Source organism: Bradyrhizobium sp. ORS 285 (assembly GCF_900176205.1).
Lineage (GTDB): Bacteria > Pseudomonadota > Alphaproteobacteria > Rhizobiales > Xanthobacteraceae > Bradyrhizobium.
Genome location: NZ_LT859959.1, coordinates 2,540,430 through 2,561,624, shown reverse-complemented (window position 1 = coordinate 2,561,624; position 21,195 = coordinate 2,540,430). Strand labels below are relative to the sequence as shown.

General features: G+C 66.0%; 21 protein-coding genes. 10 read left to right on the top strand and 11 right to left on the bottom strand.

Translation table 11 applies throughout. The features are described from left to right. Nucleotides 1–4: 4 nt before the first annotated feature. The 3 genes from BRAD285_RS11605 to BRAD285_RS11595 all read right to left on the bottom strand — a co-directional run bounded on the left by BRAD285_RS11605 (nt 5) and on the right by BRAD285_RS11595 (nt 2,023). On the bottom strand, nt 5–622 hold the full coding sequence (locus BRAD285_RS11605; protein ID WP_006611156.1) for a hypothetical protein: 618 nt from the start codon (nt 620–622) through the stop codon (nt 5–7). A 103-nt stretch (nt 623–725) separates the two neighbouring features. Beyond that, nucleotides 726–1,247 (bottom strand): xanthine phosphoribosyltransferase, encoded by a 522-nt coding sequence (gpt, locus tag BRAD285_RS11600; protein ID WP_006611155.1) that lies wholly within the window; start codon nt 1,245–1,247, stop codon nt 726–728. Between the two features lie 38 nt (nt 1,248–1,285). Continuing rightward, a complete protein-coding gene (locus BRAD285_RS11595; protein ID WP_006611154.1) occupies nt 1,286–2,023 on the bottom strand; it encodes a molybdopterin-binding protein in 738 nt (245 codons plus the stop codon). A 227-nt stretch (nt 2,024–2,250) separates the two neighbouring features. Between BRAD285_RS11595 and BRAD285_RS11590 the strand changes: the two genes are divergently transcribed. The 6 genes from BRAD285_RS11590 to BRAD285_RS11565 all read left to right on the top strand — a co-directional run bounded on the left by BRAD285_RS11590 (nt 2,251) and on the right by BRAD285_RS11565 (nt 9,108). Continuing rightward, nucleotides 2,251–3,669, top strand: coding sequence for a circularly permuted type 2 ATP-grasp protein (locus tag BRAD285_RS11590; RefSeq protein WP_006611153.1), 1,419 nt, complete (start codon nt 2,251–2,253; stop codon nt 3,667–3,669). A gap of 269 nt (nt 3,670–3,938) precedes the next feature. Beyond that, complete coding sequence (locus BRAD285_RS11585) at nt 3,939–4,883, top strand: alpha-E domain-containing protein (protein WP_006612100.1); 945 nt, start codon at nt 3,939–3,941, stop codon at nt 4,881–4,883. Nucleotides 4,884–5,030: 147 nt separating this feature from the next. Continuing rightward, nucleotides 5,031–5,879: a transglutaminase family protein gene (locus BRAD285_RS11580; protein ID WP_006612101.1), complete on the top strand. Its 849-nt coding sequence runs from the start codon at nt 5,031–5,033 to the stop codon at nt 5,877–5,879. A 241-nt stretch (nt 5,880–6,120) separates the two neighbouring features. Next, the gene (locus BRAD285_RS11575; protein WP_006612102.1) at nt 6,121–6,879 is read left to right on the top strand and encodes a peptidase; all 759 of its coding nucleotides are present in this window, start codon (nt 6,121–6,123) and stop codon (nt 6,877–6,879) included. Between the two features lie 46 nt (nt 6,880–6,925). Then, entirely contained in the window at nt 6,926–7,678 is a 753-nt protein-coding gene (locus tag BRAD285_RS11570; protein ID WP_006612103.1) for an SDR family oxidoreductase, read from the top strand. A gap of 155 nt (nt 7,679–7,833) precedes the next feature. Then, nucleotides 7,834–9,108 carry a glycosyltransferase family 87 protein gene (locus BRAD285_RS11565; RefSeq protein ID WP_139020630.1) on the top strand — a complete coding sequence of 425 codons (1,275 nt, stop codon included), beginning with the start codon at nt 7,834–7,836 and terminating at the stop codon, nt 9,106–9,108. Here BRAD285_RS11565 and BRAD285_RS11560 read toward each other — a convergent pair. Beyond that, on the bottom strand, nt 9,105–9,701 hold the full coding sequence (locus tag BRAD285_RS11560; protein ID WP_035646496.1) for a hypothetical protein: 597 nt from the start codon (nt 9,699–9,701) through the stop codon (nt 9,105–9,107). The two genes, BRAD285_RS11565 and BRAD285_RS11560, sit on opposite strands and share 4 nt — an antisense overlap. Before the next feature lie 177 nt (nt 9,702–9,878). Next, complete coding sequence (locus BRAD285_RS11555; protein WP_006612106.1) at nt 9,879–11,105, bottom strand: MFS transporter; 1,227 nt, start codon at nt 11,103–11,105, stop codon at nt 9,879–9,881. A gap of 120 nt (nt 11,106–11,225) precedes the next feature. Here BRAD285_RS11555 and BRAD285_RS11550 point away from each other — a divergent pair, with 120 nt between their 5' ends. After that, entirely contained in the window at nt 11,226–12,476 is a 1,251-nt protein-coding gene (locus tag BRAD285_RS11550) for a NupC/NupG family nucleoside CNT transporter (protein ID WP_006612107.1), read from the top strand. Here the strand turns inward: BRAD285_RS11550 and BRAD285_RS11545 are convergent. The 5 genes from BRAD285_RS11545 to BRAD285_RS11525 form a co-directional block, all read right to left on the bottom strand. Then, complete coding sequence (locus tag BRAD285_RS11545; protein WP_083846387.1) at nt 12,414–14,435, bottom strand: acyltransferase family protein; 2,022 nt, start codon at nt 14,433–14,435, stop codon at nt 12,414–12,416. The two genes, BRAD285_RS11550 and BRAD285_RS11545, sit on opposite strands and share 63 nt — an antisense overlap. A gap of 209 nt (nt 14,436–14,644) precedes the next feature. Further along, complete coding sequence (locus BRAD285_RS11540; protein WP_006612109.1) at nt 14,645–15,262, bottom strand: cupin domain-containing protein; 618 nt, start codon at nt 15,260–15,262, stop codon at nt 14,645–14,647. Between the two features lie 182 nt (nt 15,263–15,444). After that, complete coding sequence (locus tag BRAD285_RS11535; protein WP_006612110.1) at nt 15,445–16,146, bottom strand: zeta toxin family protein; 702 nt, start codon at nt 16,144–16,146, stop codon at nt 15,445–15,447. Then, nucleotides 16,143–16,412: a hypothetical protein gene (locus BRAD285_RS11530; protein ID WP_006612111.1), complete on the bottom strand. Its 270-nt coding sequence runs from the start codon at nt 16,410–16,412 to the stop codon at nt 16,143–16,145. Before BRAD285_RS11530 ends, BRAD285_RS11535 begins: the two co-directional genes overlap by 4 nt. Nucleotides 16,413–16,546: 134 nt before the next feature. Continuing rightward, the gene (locus tag BRAD285_RS11525; protein WP_006612112.1) at nt 16,547–16,831 is read right to left on the bottom strand and encodes an usg protein; all 285 of its coding nucleotides are present in this window, start codon (nt 16,829–16,831) and stop codon (nt 16,547–16,549) included. A 380-nt stretch (nt 16,832–17,211) separates the two neighbouring features. On the opposite strand from BRAD285_RS11525, the gene groES reads away from it, so the two are divergent. After that, nucleotides 17,212–17,526: a co-chaperone GroES gene (groES, locus tag BRAD285_RS11520; protein WP_006612113.1), complete on the top strand. Its 315-nt coding sequence runs from the start codon at nt 17,212–17,214 to the stop codon at nt 17,524–17,526. 148 nt (nt 17,527–17,674) lie between these two features. After that, entirely contained in the window at nt 17,675–19,315 is a 1,641-nt protein-coding gene (groL, locus tag BRAD285_RS11515) for a chaperonin GroEL (protein ID WP_006612114.1), read from the top strand. Nucleotides 19,316–19,540: 225 nt separating this feature from the next. On the opposite strand, the gene BRAD285_RS11510 is transcribed toward groL, so the two are convergent. Further along, nucleotides 19,541–20,383 carry a LysR family transcriptional regulator gene (locus BRAD285_RS11510; RefSeq protein WP_006612115.1) on the bottom strand — a complete coding sequence of 281 codons (843 nt, stop codon included), beginning with the start codon at nt 20,381–20,383 and terminating at the stop codon, nt 19,541–19,543. Nucleotides 20,384–20,507: 124 nt separating this feature from the next. Between BRAD285_RS11510 and BRAD285_RS11505 the strand changes: the two genes are divergently transcribed. Further along, entirely contained in the window at nt 20,508–21,104 is a 597-nt protein-coding gene (locus BRAD285_RS11505) for a cysteine hydrolase family protein (RefSeq protein ID WP_006612116.1), read from the top strand. The last annotated feature ends 91 nt before the right edge of the window (nt 21,105–21,195 follow it).

Sequence of the window (21,195 nt, the reverse complement as noted above, 5' to 3'; positions counted from 1 at the left end):
TGCGCTACGAGAATCGTGTGCTGGGATGGAGCACGGGACGATAGTTCAGCAGGGCGCGCAGGGTCGAGGGCGGCGTTAGCAGCAGCGCTGCTTCAAGGTCATCACGCGGCGCGCCGTAGCCGGTGAACGACCACGGCAATGCCCGGCCCTGCAGGACCAAGAAGCTCTCCTCCCCCGCCTGCACCATCGCGCCGTCGGGGAGCTTCGTCCACGGCAGCGGCAGCGGATGCAGCCGCTTCCGGCCGCGATCGAGCCGCTCGCGATGCAACACCTTGTCGATCTCGGCAGCGCGGACATCGCTGACGCCGTTGCCCTGCTCCCACGCGGCGCGAAAACGGTTGGCGTCGTCGCGGCGGCAATAGAAGCAGGGACGATGGCCGGCGGCGAACGCGGTGGCTTCGTCGAGGAAGAACAGTTCGGTCCAGCTCTGCCTCGCCATCACGTCACGGCGCTTGCCGCGGAACTCGCACAGGCAGACCAGCCAGGCCGGACTCGACCAGCGCTTATTCAGCAGGGTCTTCGTCGCGGGATCATGGATGATGCCGCGATTGCCGGTGAACGTCCCACGATGCGGTGTGGCGACGATGTCGCCCATCGGCGTCACGCGGTTCTGCAGCGGCATGGCGAGCCCCGGGACTGACGAATTGCGAACGGGACTAGCGAAGTGCGCAGAGCTCGCCCACCCGAATCCCTATTCGCTACTCGCTATTCGCCACTCGCCCCGGTTACGCCGCGCCATCCCGCAGCGGCGGCGCGAATGACAGGGCCGTGTCCCAGGGGAAAAAGATCCAGGTATCCTGCGACACCTCGGTGATGAACGTATCGACCAGCGGCCGCCCCTTGGGCTTGGCGTAGACGGTGGCAAAGTGGGCGTCGGGCAGCAGCGCGCGCACCATACGGCCGGTCTTGCCGGTATCGACGAGGTCGTCGACGATCAGAAGCCCCTTACCGGTGCCGCCGCCAAGCTTGAGCACCTCGTCGGAGATGCCCTTGAGCACAGTGAGTTCGCCCTGCTTGTCGTGGTCGTAGCTCGCGATGCAGATCGTATCGATGATGCGCACGCCGAGCTCGCGCGCCACGATCGCGGCTGGCACCAGCCCGCCGCGTGTGATCGCGATGATCGCCGCGAACGGCCCGACCTCGTTCAGCCGCCAGGTGAGCGCCCGGCAGTCGCGATGGAATTGGTCCCAGGAGACGGGAAAGGGCCGCCCCGCCCGTTCCTCCGCGCTCAACGCCTTGTCAGCCATCTCGTCTCGTCCATCTGTTCTCTAAGCCGTGTCTTGCTTTAGCGCGTCACATTGAGCCCGGCGAGCATCTCCTTCACCGCCGCCATCGCCGCCGTCAGCTTCTCCTGGTCGCGCGAGCGCACCACGAGATGCGTGTTCGGCTTCTGGTCCTCGTCGATGAAGGGATAGCTGCCGATGATGGTGTCCGGATGCGCCTTGGCGATCTCGCGCAGGGGACCGCCGATGTCGCCCTCGCGGGCATTGGCGCGCACGGTCTCCGACAGCATGCGGACACCGGATTTCAGCTTCGGCGCGACGATGTCCATCATCGCCTGCATGATCGAGGGCACGCCGGCCATGACGATGACGTTGCCGAGCTTGAAGCCCGGCGCCAGGATGGTCGCGCTCTGGATCAGCTCGGCGCCATCGGGGATGCGCGCCATGCGCAGCCGGGCCTCGTTGAGCTCCTGCTCGCTCCAGCGCTCGCGGAAGCGCGCGACGACCTCGGGATGATGGTCGATGCCGACGCCGAACGCCTTGGCGATCGAGTCGGCCGTAATGTCGTCATGGGTCGGGCCGATGCCGCCGGTCGTGAACACATAGGTGTAGCGGTGCCGCAGCGCGTCCAGCGCCGCGATGATGTCGCCCTCATCGTCCGAGACCACCCGGACCTCCTTGAGGTCGATGCCGAGATTGGTCAGGTATTCGGCGATGAAGCCGATGTTCTTGTCCTTGGTCCGGCCGGACAGGATCTCGTCGCCGATGACCAGCAACCCCGCGGTGACGATCTCGCTCATGGTTTCTCCTCGCATCTACCGTCTCTTTTGGCCCGAGCCGGCGCCAAAGTCATCCAGAACGTCGCAGTCTATGCCGCGGATTTGAGCATCGTGCAGCCGGTTTTTCGGGCACGCTTTCCGCAACCCCCACGAAATGCCGCAGGAGAATGCATATCGCGCTGGCCCAGCCCTTGCTACCATCATGGGGAGTCATGCAGTGTATGGCGAGGCGGGGACACACGGCATCTATGGCAGTTGCGTTCGACGAAATGAACGAGCCGGGCGGCGACGTCCGTCAGGCTTATCAGGAGCTGTCGCGGTGGCTGAAGGAAACGCCGCCGGAAGCGCTGGAATATCGCCGCCATGAGGCGGAATTGCTGTTCCGGCGAATCGGCATCACCTTCGCGGTGTATGGCGAGGCCGAGGCGCAGGAACGGCTGATCCCGTTCGACGTGATCCCGCGCATCCTTTCGGGCAAGGAATGGACCCTGCTGGAGAAGGGGTTGAAGCAGCGCGTCAAGGCGCTGAACATGTTCCTGCGCGACATCTATCACGGCCGCGACATCCTGCGCGCCAACGTCGTGCCCGATGACCTGATCTTCCAGAACCCGGTGTTCCGCCCGGAGATGAACGGCCAGGACGTCCCGCACGACGTCTATGTCCATATCGCCGGCATCGACATCGTCCGCGTCGACGCGAACGACTTCATCGTGCTCGAGGACAATGCGCGCACGCCGTCTGGCGTGTCCTACATGCTGGAAAACCGCGAGATCATGATGCGGCTGTTTCCGGACCTGTTCGCACGCCACCGCGTAGCTCCAGTCGAACGCTATCCGGACGAGCTGCTGTCGTGCTTGCGGTCAGTGGCGCCGCTCAGCGCCTCGGCCGAGCCGACGGTGGCGCTGATGACGCCCGGCATCTACAATTCCGCCTATTACGAGCACTCGTTCCTCGCCGACAAGCTCGGCATCGAGCTGGTCGAGGGCCGCGACCTCATCGTCAAGAACGAGGAGGTGTTCATGCGGACCACGGAGGGCCTGAAGCGGGTCGACGTGATCTATCGTCGCGTCGACGACGACTTCCTCGATCCCCTCACCTTCCGCCCCGATTCGGCGCTCGGCGTGCCCGGCCTGATGTCGGCCTATGCCGCCGGCAACGTCACGCTCGCCAATGCGGTCGGCACCGGCATCGCCGACGACAAGGCGATCTACTCCTACATGCCAGACGTCGTGAAGTTCTATCTCGACGAGGAGCCGATCCTGAAGAACGTGCAGACCTGGCGCTGTCGCGAGCCGCAGGATCTGTCCTACGTGCTCGACCATCTCGGCGAGCTCGTCGTCAAGGAAGTGCACGGCTCCGGCGGCTACGGCATGCTGATCGGCCCGGCCGCCACCAAGGCCACGATCGAGGCGTTCCGCGACAAGCTCAAGCGCGAGCCGGAGGGCTTCATCGCCCAGCCGACGCTCGCACTGTCGACCTGCCCGACCTGCGTCGCCTCGGGGCTGGCGCCGCGGCATGTCGATCTTAGGCCGTTCGTGCTGACGGGCCGCGACCGCACCACCATCGTGCCGGGCGGGCTCACCCGCGTGGCGCTGAAGGAGGGATCGCTGGTGGTGAATTCCAGCCAGGGCGGCGGCACGAAGGACACATGGGTGCTGGATGAGTAAGAGTTGGTTTGCACAGGACGCGCAACGCACGAGCTCTAACCTCTCCCCGCGCGCGGGGAGAGGTCGGATCGCATCGCCAGATGCGGTCCGGGTGAGGAGGGCTCTCCGCACGGCCGGTGCTCGTGGCTGCCCCTCACCCCAGCCCTCTCCCCGTGAAGGACGGGGAGAGGGAGCGCAGCGTGCCCGCCGCAAGAGCTCGATCGAAACCTTCGTCCACGTGCATGCCTGCCCCGCCGGGACAGGCTCCCTCCGCACCTCATAGATTGCCCATGCTGTCGCGCACCGCCGAAAACCTGTACTGGCTGGCCCGCTACGTCGAGCGCGCCGAGTATCTCGCCCGCACCATTGACGCCACTCTGCGCGTCACCGCCCTTCCCGCGGCCTATATCGGCAAGACCAATGAGTGGGAATCGGCGCTGATGACGGCCGGCGTCAATGTCAGCTTCTACGAGCACTATTCCGAGGCCAACGAGCAGAACGTCATCGAGTATCTCTCGTTCAATCAGTCGAACCCGTCCTCGATCAAGAACTGCATCGAAGCCGCCCGCCTGAATGCGCGCTCCGTCCGCACCGCCCTCACCTCCGAGATGTGGGATACGCTGAACGGCTCCTGGATCGAGCTGCAGGAGGTCTGGAGCAAGGGCACCAAGACGCGCGAGGAGCTGGCGCGCTTCCTGCGCTTCGTGCAGGAGACCTCGCTGCGCTTCGACGGCTCGGCCTACCGCACCATGCTGCGCAACGACGCCTATTGGTTCTCGCGGCTCGGCCTGCATCTGGAGCGCGCCGACAACACCGCGCGCATTCTCGACGTGAAATATCACGTGCTGCTGCCCGAGGACGAGCATGTCGGCGGCCCGCTCGACTACTATCAGTGGACCTCGATCCTGCGCTCAGTGTCGGCGCTGACCGCCTATCACTGGGTCTATCGCGAGACGCTGAAACCCTGGCTGATCGCCGACCTCTTGATCCTTAACGATACGCTGCCGCGCTCGCTCGCCAGCTGCTACGGCAATCTCGTCCGCAATCTCGACCAGATCGGGGTGGCCTATGGCCGCCAGGGCCCGTCGCAGCGCCACGCCCGTGGTGTGCGCAACCGGCTCGAACATTCCAACATGGACGACGTCTTCCAGCGCGGCGTCCACGAGTTCATCCAGGAGTTCATCTCCGACAATTCGCGGCTCGGGGAGATCATCACCAAGCAATATCTGATCTGACAGGCGCCGCTGCCGGGAACTGTGGCCGCAAGACCACTCCTGGGGACCCGTGTCGCTCGTCGATCCAGCCAACGACTGGCCTGCCCTTTTTTGGGCAGGTGAAACGAGCTACCGCGGTAAGCCACCTCACAAGCCCGATCGACCGCCATGCGCCTGCGTATCTCCCATTCCACCACCTACCGCTACGAGCCGGCGGCCACCGGCGTCATCCAGATCCTGCGCATGACGCCAGGCAGCCATGACGGCCAGTATGTCGCGGAGTGGCAGATCGACGTCTCGACCGACTCCCGCCTCGACATGCACGAGGACGCGTTCGGCAATGTCACGCACGTCATCACCCACGGCGCGCTCGAGGACCTCACCATCACCGCCGAAGGGCTGGTCGAGACGCACGACACCGGTGGCGTGCTGAAGGGCGCCGATGAACGGTTTCCGCCGGGATTCTTCCTGCGCACCACCCCGCTCACGACCGCCAATGCCGCGATGACAACGATCGTCCGCGACCTGCGCGCGGAATCCGAGAGCGACGTGCTCGGCTTCCTGCACACCCTGATGATGCAGGTCTACGAGCACATGACCTTCGACGAGAACCCGACGCACAGCGGCACCTCGGCGGCGGAGGCCTTCGCGCTCAAGCGTGGCGTCTGCCAGGATTACGCGCATATCTTCATCGCCTGCGCCCGCGCGGCAGGAATCCCCGCGCGATTCATCTCGGGCCATTTCCTGCGCTCGGATGGTGCGGTGCACCAGGACGCCGGCCATGCCTGGGCCGAAGCGTATGTGCCTGATCTCGGCTGGGTCGGATTCGACGCCGCCAACTGCATCTGCTCCACCGACGCGCATGTCCGGGTCGCCATCGGGCTGGATTATCTCGGCGCGGCACCGGTGCGCGGCACCCGCTATGGCGGCGGCTCCGAAACGCTCACCGTGAAGGTGAAGGTCGAGCAGGTCGGCCGCGGCGGCCAATCGCAATCACAGTCCCAGCGCCAGTCCTGAAGTCCGGAACGCGCCCGTAACTCCGCAACGGTGTCATTCCGGGGCGCGCGCAGCGCCAGCCCGGAATCCCTCGCGCGGCAGAACGCGCGGAAAAATGGATTCCGGACTCGTCGCTGTGCGCCGCCCCGGGATGACGACCTCTTGTGGAGCGGCCGCTCGCCGGGGCCACAGCCATGTCGTCAGGGTTGGACGCGCCACCGATTTTCGCTACTAATTCGCGCTCTGGCTCGAGGGGAAGACGATGACCTATTGCTGCGGAATTCTGGTGCGTGACGGGCTCGTCATGATCGCGGACACCCGGACCAATGCCGGTCTCGACAACGTCTCGACCTTCCGCAAGCTGCACATCTTCTCCAATCCCGGCGAGCGCATCGTGGCCGTCGCCAGCGCCGGCAATCTCGCCATCAGCCAATCCGTGCTGTCGACCCTGACCGAGGGCATGGAAGACCCGGAGACCGGCGAGGTTGAGACGCTGATGAACGCGCCGACCATGTTCCAGGCGGCGCAGCGCATCGGCAAGGCGATCCGCATGGTGCATGCGACCGAGGGCCCGGCGCTGAAGGCCGAGGACATCTCGTTCGACGTGTCCTTCCTGTTCGGCGGCCAGATCCGGGGCTCGCGGATGCGGCTGTTCATGGTCTACACCGCCGGCAACTTCATCGAATGCACCACCGACACGCCCTATTTGCAGATCGGCGAGCACAAATACGGCAAGCCGGTGCTCGACCGCGCGATGCATTACGACGTCGAGCTCTACGAGGCGCTCAAGACGGGTCTGATCTCGATGGATTCGACGATGCGCTCCAATCTCGGCGTCGGCCTGCCGATCGACGTGCTCGTGGTGCGCGCTGACGCGTGCGAGGCCGACCTCAATCATCGCATCGAGGCCGGCGAGCCCTATTTCCACGACCTCCGCTCGCGCTGGTCGGCGGCCCTGCGCGCGGCGCATAACAACATCCCACGGCCGCCCTATAAAACTCAGAGCGAGGTGAAGCACTGACGCTTCACACCGCTCAAAACTGCAAAACGTGAAAAGGTGAGGAAACATGGCTGAAGCAAACAAGATCGCGCTGGTGACGGGCGCAGGCACCGGCGTTGGCCGCGCCACATCGCTGGCGCTGATGAACGCAGGCTTCACCGTCGTTCTCGCCGGCCGCCGCAAGGAGATGCTGGAGGAAACGGCCAAGCTCGGGCCCGCCGGCATGAGCCTCCCTGTCTCGGCCGACATGATGGACCCCGCCTCGATCGCGGCGCTGTTCGATACCGTGAAGACAACCTATGGCCGGCTCGACGTCCTCTTCAACAATGCCGGCATGGGCGCGCCGCCGGTGCCGTTCGAAGATCTCACCATGGAGCAGTGGCAGTCGGTGGTGGCCACCAACCTCACCGCCCCGTTTCTGTGCACGCAGCACGCCTTCCGCATCATGAAGGACCAGAATCCGCGCGGCGGCCGCATCATCAACAACGGCTCGATCTCGGCGCATGCACCGCGGCCGTTGTCCTCGCCCTACACCTCCACCAAGCACGCCATCACCGGCCTGACAAAGGCCTCGAACCTCGATGGCCGTGCCTATGACATCGCGGTCGGCCAGATCGACATCGGCAACGCCGAGACGCCGATGACCGAGCGCATGGTCGGCGGCGTGCTGCAGCCGGACGGCCGCATGATGCCGGAGCCGCGCATGGACGTGAAGGCCGTCGCCGACGCCGTCGTCTACATGTCCGGCCTGCCGCTCAGCGCCAACGTCCTGTTCATCACCGTGATGGCGACCAAGATGCCGTTCGTCGGCCGCGGCTAGCCCCTCGGACCCTCGCAGCCCGGGCTGGCACGATGACCCGGGCTGCGCGATCCGCACGCGCAGATCAATTTCCTCTCCTACCTCAATGGTATTTTAATCCGATTTTTCTACCTGTCCGGGAGGCTGCACCCGCAGCGGCACGAACCGGATACGCGATGCGACATTCGACGCGCTCCCCTCGTTCACTCAGCGACATCAGGCAATGGCTCGCCCGCCTCGCTCCCTCGGCCCCGGATGAGGCCGATCGCGCGATGCTGCAAAGCCTGTTGTGGCCGGGCGCGATCATGTTCGCGCTGACCCTCCTCGCCTATGTCTGTACGGCGCAATGGTTTCAGCCGTTCCCCCGCGACGCCACGACCTTGGTCGTCGGTCGCGACTTCCTCAATTTCTGGATGTATGGGCGGGCGGCGTTCACGCCCGACCCGTCGCGCTTCTACGATGTCGCTGTCTACAACGATGCGCTGTCGGCATTTCTCGGGCCTGACTATCCCGGCCAGAACGTGCCCAACCCGCCCAACGCGTTGGTGGTGATGGCGCCGTTCGGGCTGCTGCCCTATCTGCCGGCGCTCGCCTGCTGGCTCGCGCTCGGCCTGCTCGCCTTCTACTATGGCTGCCGGCGGGCGTTTCCCGACCGGCGGGCGCTGCTGATCGTTGCGATCTCGCCGGCCGCCATGATGTGCCTGCTGTCGGGCCAGAGCTCGTTCCTGACCACCGCTTTGTTGTTCGGCGCGCTCGCCTCGCCCGCGCAGCGGCCTGCGCTGACCGGCCTCCTGATCGGCCTGCTCACGGTGAAGCCGCAGCTCGGCCTGCTATTCCCGGTGATGCTCGTCGCGTCCGGCCAGTGGCGCGTGATCGGCTATGCGACGCTCACTGCGCTCGTCCTGTTTGCCGGCAGCGTCGGCATCGGCGGGCTGCACGCCTGGAGCGACTACATCGCCAAGGGGCTTCCGACCATGACGGAGGTGCTGCGCGATCCCCGCGGCATTGCCGTGCCGTTCCACGCCTCCGTGTTCATGAACTTCCGGGGACTTCTTGGCGATCGCCTGGCGGAGGCGATCCAGACCATCGCAGCACTGAGTGCTGCGGCGGGCGTGTTCGCGGTCTTCCGCTATCGTCGCGATGCCGATCCGGCCGTGCTCCGGGCCTTCTTCCTGGCCTGCACGATCTCCGCCTCGCCCTACATGGGGATCTACGACGTGCTGCCGCTGACCTGCGCGGCCGTGGCGCTGATCGCGACCGGGGCCTTGGACAATGCGGGCCGCAGGTTCGCGCAACTGGCGTTCTGGCTCCCGGCGCTGCAGCTTCTGTTCGGCAACATCCAGGTGCCCGGCCCGGGCCTGATTGCCCCGGCCTTTGCGATCTATCTCGGCTGGCAGTTGTTCGCGCCGGCCCGAACCGTGCAACTCGACGCGCGCATCGCGGCAGGCTAAGCGGGCTTCCCCAGCTTCTGCCGCCGCTGTTCGCGCGCCCGCTCGAGCTCGGGAAACGGCTCGTACTTGGCGAGCATGCACCCTTTTGGAGTGTGGTTCATCGCCACGACAAACTCCATCTTTTCCCGGCCACCTTCGCCCGGCTCGAAATGCACCACGGTGACCCGTGTCGTCGGGATGAGCGGCAGCTCGAGCTTGGCCGACACGCAGTAGATCGTGATGCGCTTGGACTCGAATGGACCGCCGCCATACTCGAATGGTCCGGAGAACTTCGCCTCGGACAGGCGCGGCGCACCATCGTCCAACCAGGTGCGGTAGCCCAGATGCTCCTCCAGAGCCCGCGCAATGGCTTCACGCCGCCGTGGCAATGAGGGATCTGCCGCTGTCGACGCTGCCACGGCGCGCGAGTCCCGCTTGGACAGGTCGTTCGTCGGCGCAGCCGGTTGCCCGGCGTCGGCCTGAGGCGAAGGCGCTGCTGCGCTGGCGCATCCCGCGAGCAGCAACAGCATCAGAAGGCCCGGAAGCTGCAACAGCCGATCTCGCGCGACACGCGTCGGCATCTGCCGCGCCGGCGCAACGTCCGCCGACGGCATCGAAGATCCACCCATGGAAACGTCCCCCACCCCATAAGACAGGCCTATCGGCTTGTCCCATGATGATCGAGCTACCATCGGAGCTTCGCTTCGTCCAGTTGCAAACTCTACGTCATCGAACCTCAGGCTGTTCCACTGAGGCTCATCCGGGAACACGCCCGATCGAGGAGCCCGCGCCTACTCCAGCCGCTCCACCTTCCGCAGTTCGGGAAACAGCTTCATCCACGCCAGCGCGATCGCGATGGTGCCGAGGCCGCCGAGAATGGCGGAAGGCATCGCACCGAACAGCGCGGCGGTGACGCCGCTCTCGAACTGGCCGAGCTGGTTGGAGGCGTTGATGAAGAGGAAATTGACCGCGCCGACGCGGCCGCGCATCTCATTGGGCGTCGCGAGTTGCACCAGCGAGAAGCGGATCACGACGCTGATCGTGTCCGCCGCGCCGAGGATCGCGAGCGCGGCGACCGAGATCCACATCACCTGAGAGACTGCGAATACGACAGTTGCCGCACCGAACACGATCACCGCCTGGAACATGCGCAGGCCGACGCGCCGACGGATGGTGTAGCGCGCCAGCACCGCCGTCATCGCCAGCGCGCCGACCGCAGGTGCCGCGCGCAGCACGCCGAGCCCGAACGGTCCGGTCTGAAGAATGTCGCGCGCATAGATCGGCAGCAGCGCGGTGACGCCGCCGAGCAGCACCGCGAACAGGTCGAGCGAGATGGTGCCGAGGATCGCCGGGTTGGCACGGATGAAGCGGACGCCGGCGAACAGATCGGCATTGCTGCCGTCGCGCCGCTCGGCCGGTACGTCATCCGGCACCTGCATCAGGCCGGTCAGCGCCATGCCGCCGATCCAGAACAGCATCATGATGCCGTAGGGCAGCCCGGGCGCCACCGCATAGGCGAAGCCGCCGATCGCGGGGCCGGCGATGGTCGCAAGCTGCGCGGCGCCGCTCGAGAGCGCGCTGGCCCGCTGCAGCGTGCCTGACGGCGCGATCAGCGGCAGCAGCGCCGCCGTCGCCGGACTCTCGAACGCGCCGGCAATACCGAGCACGAACACGGCCGCGAACAGTTGCAATTCGCCGAGTTGGCCGGCATACGCGCCCCAGCACAGATACAGCGCCGTGATCGCCTCGACGAGCTGGCAGAGCTGCACCACGCGCTTGCGCCGATAGCGGTCGGCGGCGCTGCCGGCCACGAACACCAGCAGCGCCGTCGGCAGAAACTGGATCAGCCCGACCATGCCGAGATCGAAGGCGCGCCCGGTGAGATCGTAGATCTGCCAGCCGATCGCCACCGCGGCGATCTGGCTCGCGAAGCGCGACAGGCTGCGTGACGACAGGAAGAACAGGAATGCGGCTTGCTTCAGGAGATCCTGCGCGCCGATCGGGGCGGTGGTCGACATGATGGCGCCCTGCGTGACGCAGGCTCATCCGCTTGTCAATCGCAGCTCCGGGCATGGCCGCATGGCATTGCGCGGGGCTGTTCCGTCAGCTCATAATGACACGGGGGTTCGGGGGATCTGATGCTGCAGCTGCAATCGGCGTTCGGGATCGTGGCGCTGCTCGCGATCGCCTGGGCGCTCGGCGAGAACCGGCGCGCGGTGTCGCTGAAGCAGGCAGGGCTGGGCCTGGTGGTGACGCTGCTCACCGCGCTCGTGCTGCTCAAGGTGCCCACGGTCGCCCGGGCCTTCGGCGCCATCAACGACGCGGTCGGCGCGATCGCCTCAGCGTCGCGTGCCGGCACCTCCTTCGTGTTCGGCTATGTCGGCGGCGGCACCCTGCCCTTCGACCTCAAGGCGCCCGGCGCCGATTTCGTGCTGGCCTTCCAGGCCTTGCCGATCGTGCTGGTGATGAGCGTGCTGACCACGCTGTTGTTCTATTGGCGCGTGCTCCCGCCGCTGGTGCGCGGGCTCGCCTGGCTGCTGGAGCGCACCCTTGGCGTCGGCGGCGCCGTCGGCCTCTCCACCGCCGCCAATGTCTTCCTCGGCATGGTCGAGGCACCGCTGTTCATTCGCCCCTACCTCGCGCAGATGACGCGCAGCGAGTTGTTCCTGGTGATGACCGGCGGCATGGCCGGCATCGCCGGCACCGTGCTGGTGCTCTACGCCACGCTGCTTGCGCCGCTCATACCCGACGCCGCCGCGCATTTCGTCATCGCCTCCGTGCTCGGCGCGCCGGCATCGATCCTGATCAGCCTGATCATGGTGCCCGAGACCTCCAAGCAGCTCACCGGCGGCGCGCTGGGTGATCCCGACATGCAGGCGTCCTCGACGATGGACGCCATCGTCAAGGGCACCAGCGCCGGGCTCGAGCTCCTGATGAACATCGTCGCGCTGCTGCTGGTGCTGGTCGCGCTGGTGCATCTCGCCAACGCCATCCTGTCACTGCTGCCGGCGGTCGGCGGCGCCGCGATCTCGCTGCAGCGCCTGCTCGGCCTGGTCATGGCACCTGTATGCTGGCTGATGGGGCTGCCCTGGCCGGAGGCCGTCACCGCCGGCAGCCTGATGGGCACTAAGACGGTGCTCAACGAGCTGATCGCCTATGTCGAGTTGTCCAAGCTCGACGCCACGGCGCTCGACCCGCGCGCGCGGCTGATCATGCTTTACGCGCTCTGCGGCTTCGCCAACTTCGCCAGCCTCGGCATCATGATCGGCGGCCTCGGCACCATGGCGCCGACCCGGCGCGACGAGATCAATGCGCTCGGGCTGAAGTCAATCGTCTCGGGCACGCTCACCACCTGCCTGATGGGCGCGATCGTCGGGCTGCTGAACTGAGCCTGATAGCATCGCGCGCGGTAGGATCAGCGGCGCGACCTTGCTCATCAGATGCACAGAACCCTCGGCCGTCAGATGCGCATGGTCGAACGACAACGGGACGTCGCCCGCCATCAGTGGGCAGCTACGCTGCAAGCAGGCGGCGGACAGGATCGAGACGTAGGACAGCCCTTCGGCGCTCGGCAGCGCGGCTTGCATCGCCTGGTCCAACGCGAAGATGTCAGAGCGCACGAAGGCCGCGGGATCCGGCGTCACGCCGCGCAAGGTGGCGCGGGCCAGCATGGAGGGCAGCCGGGCCCGGAATTGCACGGCGGGACCGAGCAGCACCACCGGAATGCCGGCCTCGCTCAGGCGAGCCAAGGTCAGGCGGAGATCGCGAACCATGCCGGCGAAGCGCGGCGGGCGCGCGTCCTCGAGCCAGTCCGCCGACATCACGACGAGATCGGGCCGGTTCGCGGCGAGATAGTCGCGCATCTGCGCGGCGAGCGCGCGGCAGGCCGGGACGCCCTGCGTCTCCGCGCTGAAGGTCGGCATGCAGGTCGGCTGCGTCGCCTGCATGATGTTGACGGCGTTCGGATCGAGATGAGTCCTGAGGCCGTGATAGTAATGCGCCGCGAAGCTATCGCCCCACAGCAGGACATTGGTCTTGCCGGTCACAGGCCGCAGGCAATCCTCCGGCACGCGTCCGTCCGACGTCGTGAAGCAGCTGCCGTAACGATAGACCGGCTTCATGTCGTAACCGTTATAGGAATCGAGGTGCTGGGCTGTGCGGTCCGCGTCCGAGGTGGCGCCGGCGCGCAGCAGGCCCGTCGCGCTGCCGGCAAGCAGCACGATGCTCGCGAGTGCGGCGAGGCCGAACGCCGCGCGCGGCGTCGTAGCGAGCTGGCGCTTCCGAAACGGCTGCTCGATGAAGCGCCAGGACAGCGTGGCCAAGGCGACCGTCAGTCCGAACAGGACCGCCCGCTCCCAGCCATCGAGTGCCAGACCGGGCTTGGCGAAGCGCGCAAAGACAAACAGCGGCCAATGCCACAGATAGAGCGAATAGGAGATCCGGCCGATGAACGCGGCCACACTGAGCGGCGACAGCAGGCTGCGCGGCACGTTGGCGACACCGACGCCGCTCCACAGGAACAACGCAGCGCCGACGCACGGCGCGAGGGCGTTCACGCCGGGAAAGCCCGGCCCCGGACGCAGCGACAGGATCGGGATCGCCATCAGCAGCAGCGACACCACGCGCGCCGAGCGCTGGACCAGGCCAGCCCGCGGAGCCGGCAGGCCCGAGACGGCGACGAGGCTGCCGAGCAGGAATTCCCAGGCGCGCGGCGGGCTGAGGAAGAAGGCACCCGCGGATGCCCCTCCTCGCATCAGCATGAGGCCAAGCGCGAACGAGCCGGCCGCGAGCAGCAGCGTGACCGGCAGCGCCAGCCGGCGGCCACGCGCGATCCGCAACACACCCCAGATCACGACGGGCAGCACGAGATAGAGCTGCTCTTCGACCGCGAGCGACCAGGTGTGCAGCAGCGGCTTCTCCACCGCGGCGTGATCGAAATAGCCGGACTGCTGCCAGAAGAAGATGTTCGAGGTGAAGGTGACGACGGCCATGGCCGAGCGGAACAGCTCGGCGCGCTCGGAGCTCAGCATGTCCCAGGATGCCGGGATCGCCGCAAACGCCACCATGACATAGAGCGCCGGCAGCAGCCGCCGCACGCGCCGTTCATAGAAGCCGGCAAACGAGAACTGCCCCTTGGCCATCTCGGCGGCGATAATCCCGGTGATCAGATAGCCGGAGATGACGAAGAAGATGTCGACGCCGACGAAGCCGCCGAAGATGGCCGGCGCCTCGAAATGGAAGCCGATGACGGCGAGCACCGCGATCGCGCGCAGCCAGTCGATGTCCTCGCGATGCGCGGGAGCTGACGCTACGGACGCGCCGGCACCGGGCTGCGCGGGCGCATGCATGCGTGGCGCGTGGCTAGCCGTGGGGGCGTATCGAACGACGAAGGACGGCAACGGGACGGATACGCCTTACACAAGCCCGCGCCGAACGCGGCTCTTGCGCATCCGTCGCCGGCCCATCCGTCCCGATCACGCGGGACTGGACGTCAACACACACGCGCGACGGCCGCCGTCCATCGCGCGCGACATGTTTCCATCCGTTTCTGTCGGCTTTAGGTCGTAAGTTCGACGGTTTTGAAGTCGGCCGGCAGGATCACCTCGAGCAGCTCGACGTCATCCGAGTAGTCGAGGATCATGTGCCGGATCTTCGGCGGCTGCGTCCAGCAGCTGCCCTCCTTCATCAAGGTCTCGCCGACGCCTTCGAGATAGCTCTTCACCCAGCCCTTGAGCACGTAGACCATCTGGAAGTCGACGGCATGGGTGTGCAGCTTTGACACCTCCTGCGGATTGCACGGCGGCAGCATGCGAATGACATGCGCGCGGGCGAGGCCATGCGTGGCGGCGGCGATGCCGAGATCGCGATAATGCGCATAGGCGCGCAGGCCGTCTGGCTTGAAGTCCGCCTCGTTCAGGTGGCTGATCGCGACCTTCTGCTTCGGCCGGCGTGGCGCGGACGATGGCCGGCCCTTGCTGACCAGCGCCTTGCGCGCGGATGGCGCGGCCGCCCTGCCCGGCTTGGCAGACGTCTTACTAGGCGTCTTGGCGATAGTCTTTCCGCTGGTCTTGGCGGACGTCTTCGCAACCGCCTTGCTGCTCTTACTGGTCTTCAGCGCCGCGGCCTTGGCGGCGGCGCGTGATGCTGATGTGGTCGTGCGGCTCTTGCTGGCCATGGCGCTCTCCCTGCGAGTCCTCATCGCAAGCGTAGCACAGATTGGAGAAGCCCAGCAGCGCCTCCGCAACAGCTCGTCATCCCCCGGGGCATGAGCAGCACGAGCCCGGAATGACACCGGCGTTGGGGCGGATGCGGTGATCTCAGCCCGGTGCAGCCGGAACACGCAGCTGAATCGTCATGCTAAGCCAATGGTTCGTGCTTGCGCTCGACCTTCAAAGTGATCCCGCTGTCGGGACTTCGAGCCAGCTCTTCGATGGGCCTCAAGAGAAAGTCGATCACCCAGTCCGGCGGGTTTGCGCCGACCGAGATCGCGTAGTCCCGGCCATTCCCCGTCATCTCGCCGACGGGCCTCAGGCCGTTAAGCGGCTGAGGCAACAGGACGTTGGCGCGGTAGCCCACCAGGGCGCTGTTGTCGAACAGCACGGTGCGATTGGCAACGAGCGCTGCATGGCACAACAGGTTCAGTGATCGCCAATAGCGCGCGACAATTCTGTCGCGGGGCACCGCATGTCCGCCAAGACTGACGCGGTTCTCGACCCGGCGGACGTTGATATCGGGATCGGAGGTACAGACGAAGTAGAGCGTAACCTCATATCCGGCATCCACGGCCTGGACCATGAACTCAACTTTGCTCGGGTGAGACATCACAGTCTCGAAGCTGAAGTCGAGCCGGGCATCGAGGCAGCGCGCGCGATGGTGATCAGCGATCTGCTGCGCCTCCTTGGAACGGCGTGGCTCCGGAGTCAGGAGCGCTGCAGCGATCACATCCGGATTGATGTAGAAGCCAAAATCGAGACCTGCCTTGATCAGATAGTCGGTCAGCGTGCTCTTCCCTGATCCGTTCGGCCCGGCGAGCACCAACAGGAAGGGCGGCTCGCTCAACCCGCGAACTTCCCGAGATCCGGATGACGAGACATCGAGTCGTCAGCCTCCGGCTCACGCTCGACTGTCGCCGCGCCGACGGCCGAGACGGCTCCGGACGGACGCCGTTCGGCCAGCACGGGCACCAGACGGTCGCCATCCCGAACGTCGACGACGCCAGTCACGGTAAGGCCGGCTTTGTAGGCCTTCTGGGCGGCCTCCAGGGCGGCATTGGCCCCCATCGCCGCCAGCTCGGCCAATGACAGATCTACGGCTCGCTTGCGCATCTCGATCGTCCTAACAGCAGCCTTAAACATAAGCCGTGCGCCGCGAAAACTCCAGCCACGGCCACCCGCCGAGCCTCGCTTCGGCGGGCCGATGGGCTACCCTGACGACAGGTGACGAGGCCAGAGATATCCGGTCAGTGCAGCCGGAACACACCATCCACGGCGCGCAGCTCGGCTGGCTTGATCAGCTTGGAGTGGGCGACGGTGACTGCAAACAGCGGCCCCTCCAGCCTCTCCTGCCAGAACGCAAGGAAGTCCTGCAGCGCGGGAAATTTCGGAAACAGGTCGTAGTTCTGCCAGACATAGGTCTGCAGCAGTGAGGGATGATCCGGCATCCGGTACAGGATGCGCGCGGTCGTCAGCCCATAGCCCAGCACCTGTTTCCGAAAGTCCTCGGAAACCTCACCCCTCGACACCATGCCAACCTCCGTTTCTGGAGCGCATGTCCGTGTGGCCAACCGGGATGGAGCCACCCGGGAAAGATGCGCTCACTGCAAAAGAAATGTGACGCATGTCCTCAACCCATCTCAAGTCTAAATGTTTAACGGGTTGTTGAAAAATGCTGCATTAGCAGCGACTTAGCCCGGGTGCTAATACGGTGTTTCGCGTTTCGTTCCGGCCGTGTTAACGCTATCGGAACGCTTTGGCAGAGGGCGCAGCTGACTGCTAATTTTTCTGCTACAAGGCCTTGCCCGGCTGGAAACTCTCCCCTAAATCCAGCCCGCGTGCTGGCACTCGCCGGCACCGACTGCCAAATCTCCAGAAACTGACAATCGCTTCAATTGCTTAGGAGGACTGTATGGCTTTCCGTCCGCTTCACGACCGCGTCGTGGTCAAGCGCATCGACGCCGAAGAGAAGACCGCTGGCGGCATCATCATTCCCGACTCGGCCAAGGAAAAGCCCTCGCAGGGCGAAGTGATCGCGGTGGGCCCCGGCGCTCGCGACGAGAGCGGCAAGCTGGTCCCGCTCGACGTCCAGGTCGGTGATCGCGTGCTGTTCGGCAAGTGGTCGGGCACCGAGGTCAAGATCGACGGCCAGGAGCTCTTGATCATGAAGGAAAGCGACATCATGGGCGTCATCACCGACGCCGGCGCCAAGAAGAAGGCCGCTTAAGCGCTGCTGATCCTCATCCTGAGGAGCCGGCGCAGCCGGCGTCTCGAAGGATGAGGCCCCGACCACCTCCTCATCTCGTCCTTCGAGACGCCCGCGAAGCGCGGGCTCCTCAGGACGAGGATCTCGATCAAACTCAGGGAAACCCAATATGTCAGCGAAAGACGTAAAGTTCGGCGTCGAAGCCCGCGACCGCATGCTGCGCGGCGTGGACATTCTCGCCAATGCCGTGAAGGTCACGCTCGGTCCGAAGGGCCGCAACGTCGTCCTCGACAAGTCGTTCGGCGCGCCGCGCATCACCAAGGACGGCGTCACCGTCGCCAAGGAGATCGAGCTCGACGACAAGTTCGAGAACATGGGTGCGCAGATGGTGCGCGAAGTCGCCTCGAAGTCCGCTGACGCGGCCGGCGACGGCACCACCACCGCGACCGTGCTGGCCCAGGCCATCGTGCGCGAGGGCGCCAAGGCGGTTGCCGCCGGCATGAACCCGATGGATCTGAAGCGCGGCATCGACCTCGCGGTCGAGGCGGTCGTCGCCGATCTCGTCAAGAACTCCAAGAAGGTCACGTCGAACGACGAGATCGCCCAGGTCGGCACCATCTCCGCCAACGGCGACTCCGAGATCGGCAAGTTCCTCGCCGACGCCATGAAGAAGGTCGGCAACGAGGGCGTGATCACGGTCGAGGAAGCCAAGTCGCTCGAGACCGAGCTCGACGTCGTCGAGGGCATGCAGTTCGATCGCGGCTACATCTCGCCCTACTTCGTCACCAACGCCGACAAGATGCGCGTTGAGATGGACGACGCCTACATCCTCATCAACGAGAAGAAGCTGTCGTCGCTGAACGAACTGCTGCCGCTGCTCGAGGCCGTGGTGCAGACCGGCAAGCCGCTGGTCATCGTCGCCGAGGACGTCGAGGGCGAGGCTCTGGCCACGCTGGTCGTCAACCGTCTGCGTGGCGGCCTGAAGGTCGCTGCCGTCAAGGCGCCGGGCTTCGGTGACCGCCGCAAGGCCATGCTGCAGGACATCGCGATCCTGACCGGCGGCCAGGCGATCTCGGAAGACCTCGGCATCAAGCTCGAGAACGTCAACCTCTCCATGCTCGGCCGCGCCAAGAAGGTGATGATCGACAAGGAGAACACCACGATCGTCAACGGCGCCGGCAAGAAGGCCGACATCGAGGCGCGCGTGGCGCAGATCAAGGCGCAGATCGAGGAGACCACCTCGGACTACGACCGTGAGAAGCTGCAGGAGCGTCTGGCCAAGCTCGCCGGCGGCGTCGCGGTGATCCGCGTTGGCGGCGCGACCGAAGTCGAGGTGAAGGAGCGCAAGGATCGCGTGGACGACGCGATGCATGCGACCCGCGCGGCTGTCGAGGAAGGCATCCTGCCGGGCGGCGGCGTCGCCCTGCTCCGTGCCTCCGAGCAGCTCAAGGGCGTCCGCACCAAGAACGAGGACCAGAAGACCGGCGTCGAGATCGTCCGCAAGGCACTCTCCGCTCCGGCCCGCCAGATCGCCATCAACGCGGGCGAGGACGGCTCGGTCATCGTCGGCAAGATCCTCGAGAAGGAGCAGTATGCCTACGGCTTCGACTCGCAGTCCGGCGACTACGTGAACATGGTGTCCAAGGGCATCATCGACCCGACCAAGGTCGTGCGCACCGCGATCCAGAACGCCGCCTCCGTGGCGAGCCTCCTGATCACCACCGAGGCGATGGTCGCCGAGCTGCCGAAGAAGAACGCCGGCGGCCCCGCGATGCCCCCGGGCGGCGGCATGGGCGGCATGGACTTCTAAGTCCGGCTTCCTGAGCGAAGACACACGAAGGGCGCAGCGCAGGCTGCGCCCTTTTTGTTTCGGTTCGGCGTGTAGGGTGGGCAAAGGCGCCTGGCACGCGTTGCGTTCGTGGCACGCGGTTGCGCGCCGTGCCCACCGTCTTGCTGATGAGTTCGCTGCCGATGGTGGGCACGGCGCCGCCGCGGTCTCGTCTGTGGAGACAGCACGGCAGCGCCTTTGCCCACCCTACTGATCCCGAAATCCGTGGTCGGCAAAGCAATCGCGCAGCCAATCGATCACCACGCGTGCAGCCGGATCGCGCTTCAGATGCGTCTGCACCAGTAGCCAGACGTCGCGGCGTCTTGGCAATTGCGTCACGCGCAGCGACGCATCGTCGAAGAGATCGCGGCACGCATGTTCAGGGAGCACGGCTGCCGCCTGTCCGCTGCGCAGTACCTCCGACATCACGCGCACATTGTCGGTGACGCAGCGCGCGGCCTCGATGAGCTTACGCTGTTTCAGGGCCTGCTGCTCGGGAATCGAATCGAGCTCATCGGGGTAGCCGCAGACGAAGCTCGGCGCGGCGCCTGCCGGCTCGATCAGATAGAGGCTGAGACTGCCGAGGCGCGTGATGGTGAAATCGCCCTTCTCCGGCTTGCGCAGCCGGATCGCGAAATCGGCCTGCCAGCGCGAGAAGCTGACATTGTGGCTCGCGGTGAGAAGCTGCAGCCGCAAGCCGGGATGCGCGGTCAAAATCGGCGAAAGCCGCGGCGCTAGGATGGTCTCGGCGACCGCAGGCGTGGCGGCGATGCGGAAGCGGCCACTCACCCCGGCCTGCGCGGCTCCGATGCGGGTGATGTCGGCGGCGTGCTGCGCCATCGCCTCGACATGCGCCAGCACCGTCTCGCAGGCCGCCGTCGGCCGGCGCACGCCGTCGACCGCCTCGAACAGCCTTACGCCGAGTGCGGCCTCGATCCGCGCAAGCCGCCGGCCAACCGTCGTCTCGTCGATGCGCAGCCGCTTGCCCGCTCCGGCATAGCTCCCGGAGTCGCGCACCGCCGCGATGATCCGCAGATCGTCCCAGTTCATCCTCCGGCGTACCACGGCAGCCGCCCTGCCTGCAAATCCGCAGCCGGTGGCTGCATACTCCTGCATTGCCGCAGGCATTCGGCCGGCTAGTCTGACGCGATCTCACGATGGAGCATTGACCGCCATGCCGACGCCCAAGACCTTGCTGGAGCTTTCCGGCGCCGACCTCAGCCTTCCCGCGCTCGCCGAGTGCAGCCTGGTGCTGATCGACATCCAGAACGAATATCGTGACGGCCCGCTGGCGTTGCCCGGCGCGGAAGCGGCGATCGCGCAGGCCGCCCGCCTGCTGACGCGGGCGCGGGCCGCCGGAGCCGTGATCATCCACGTCGCCCATCGCGGCAAGGACGGCAGCCTGTTCGATCGGACCGCGCCGCGCGGCGCCATCGTCGAGGCCGTGAAGCCGCTGGCCGGCGAAGCCGTGATCGAGAAGACGCTTCCGAACGCCTTCGCGGGCACCGATCTGCAGGCGCAGCTCACGGCGGCCGGCCGCAAGAACCTCGTGCTCGCGGGCTTCATGACCCACATGTGCGTGTCGTCGACCGCACGTGCGGCGCTCGATCTCGGGTGGCGCGTCACCATCGATGCCGGGAGCTGCGCGACGCGTGACCTGCCCGACGGCAAGGGCGGCACCTTGCCGGCCGCCTTGATCCACGAGGTCGCGCTGGCTGAGCTGTCAGATCGCTTCGCGATCATCGCGCGCGACGCCGCGGCGCTCGCCTAAAGCATGATCCGGAAAAGTGCGCAGCGGTTTTCCGAAAAGATCATGCGCAAACAATAACCTAAAGCGCGATGACGATTCATCCTGATCTCAT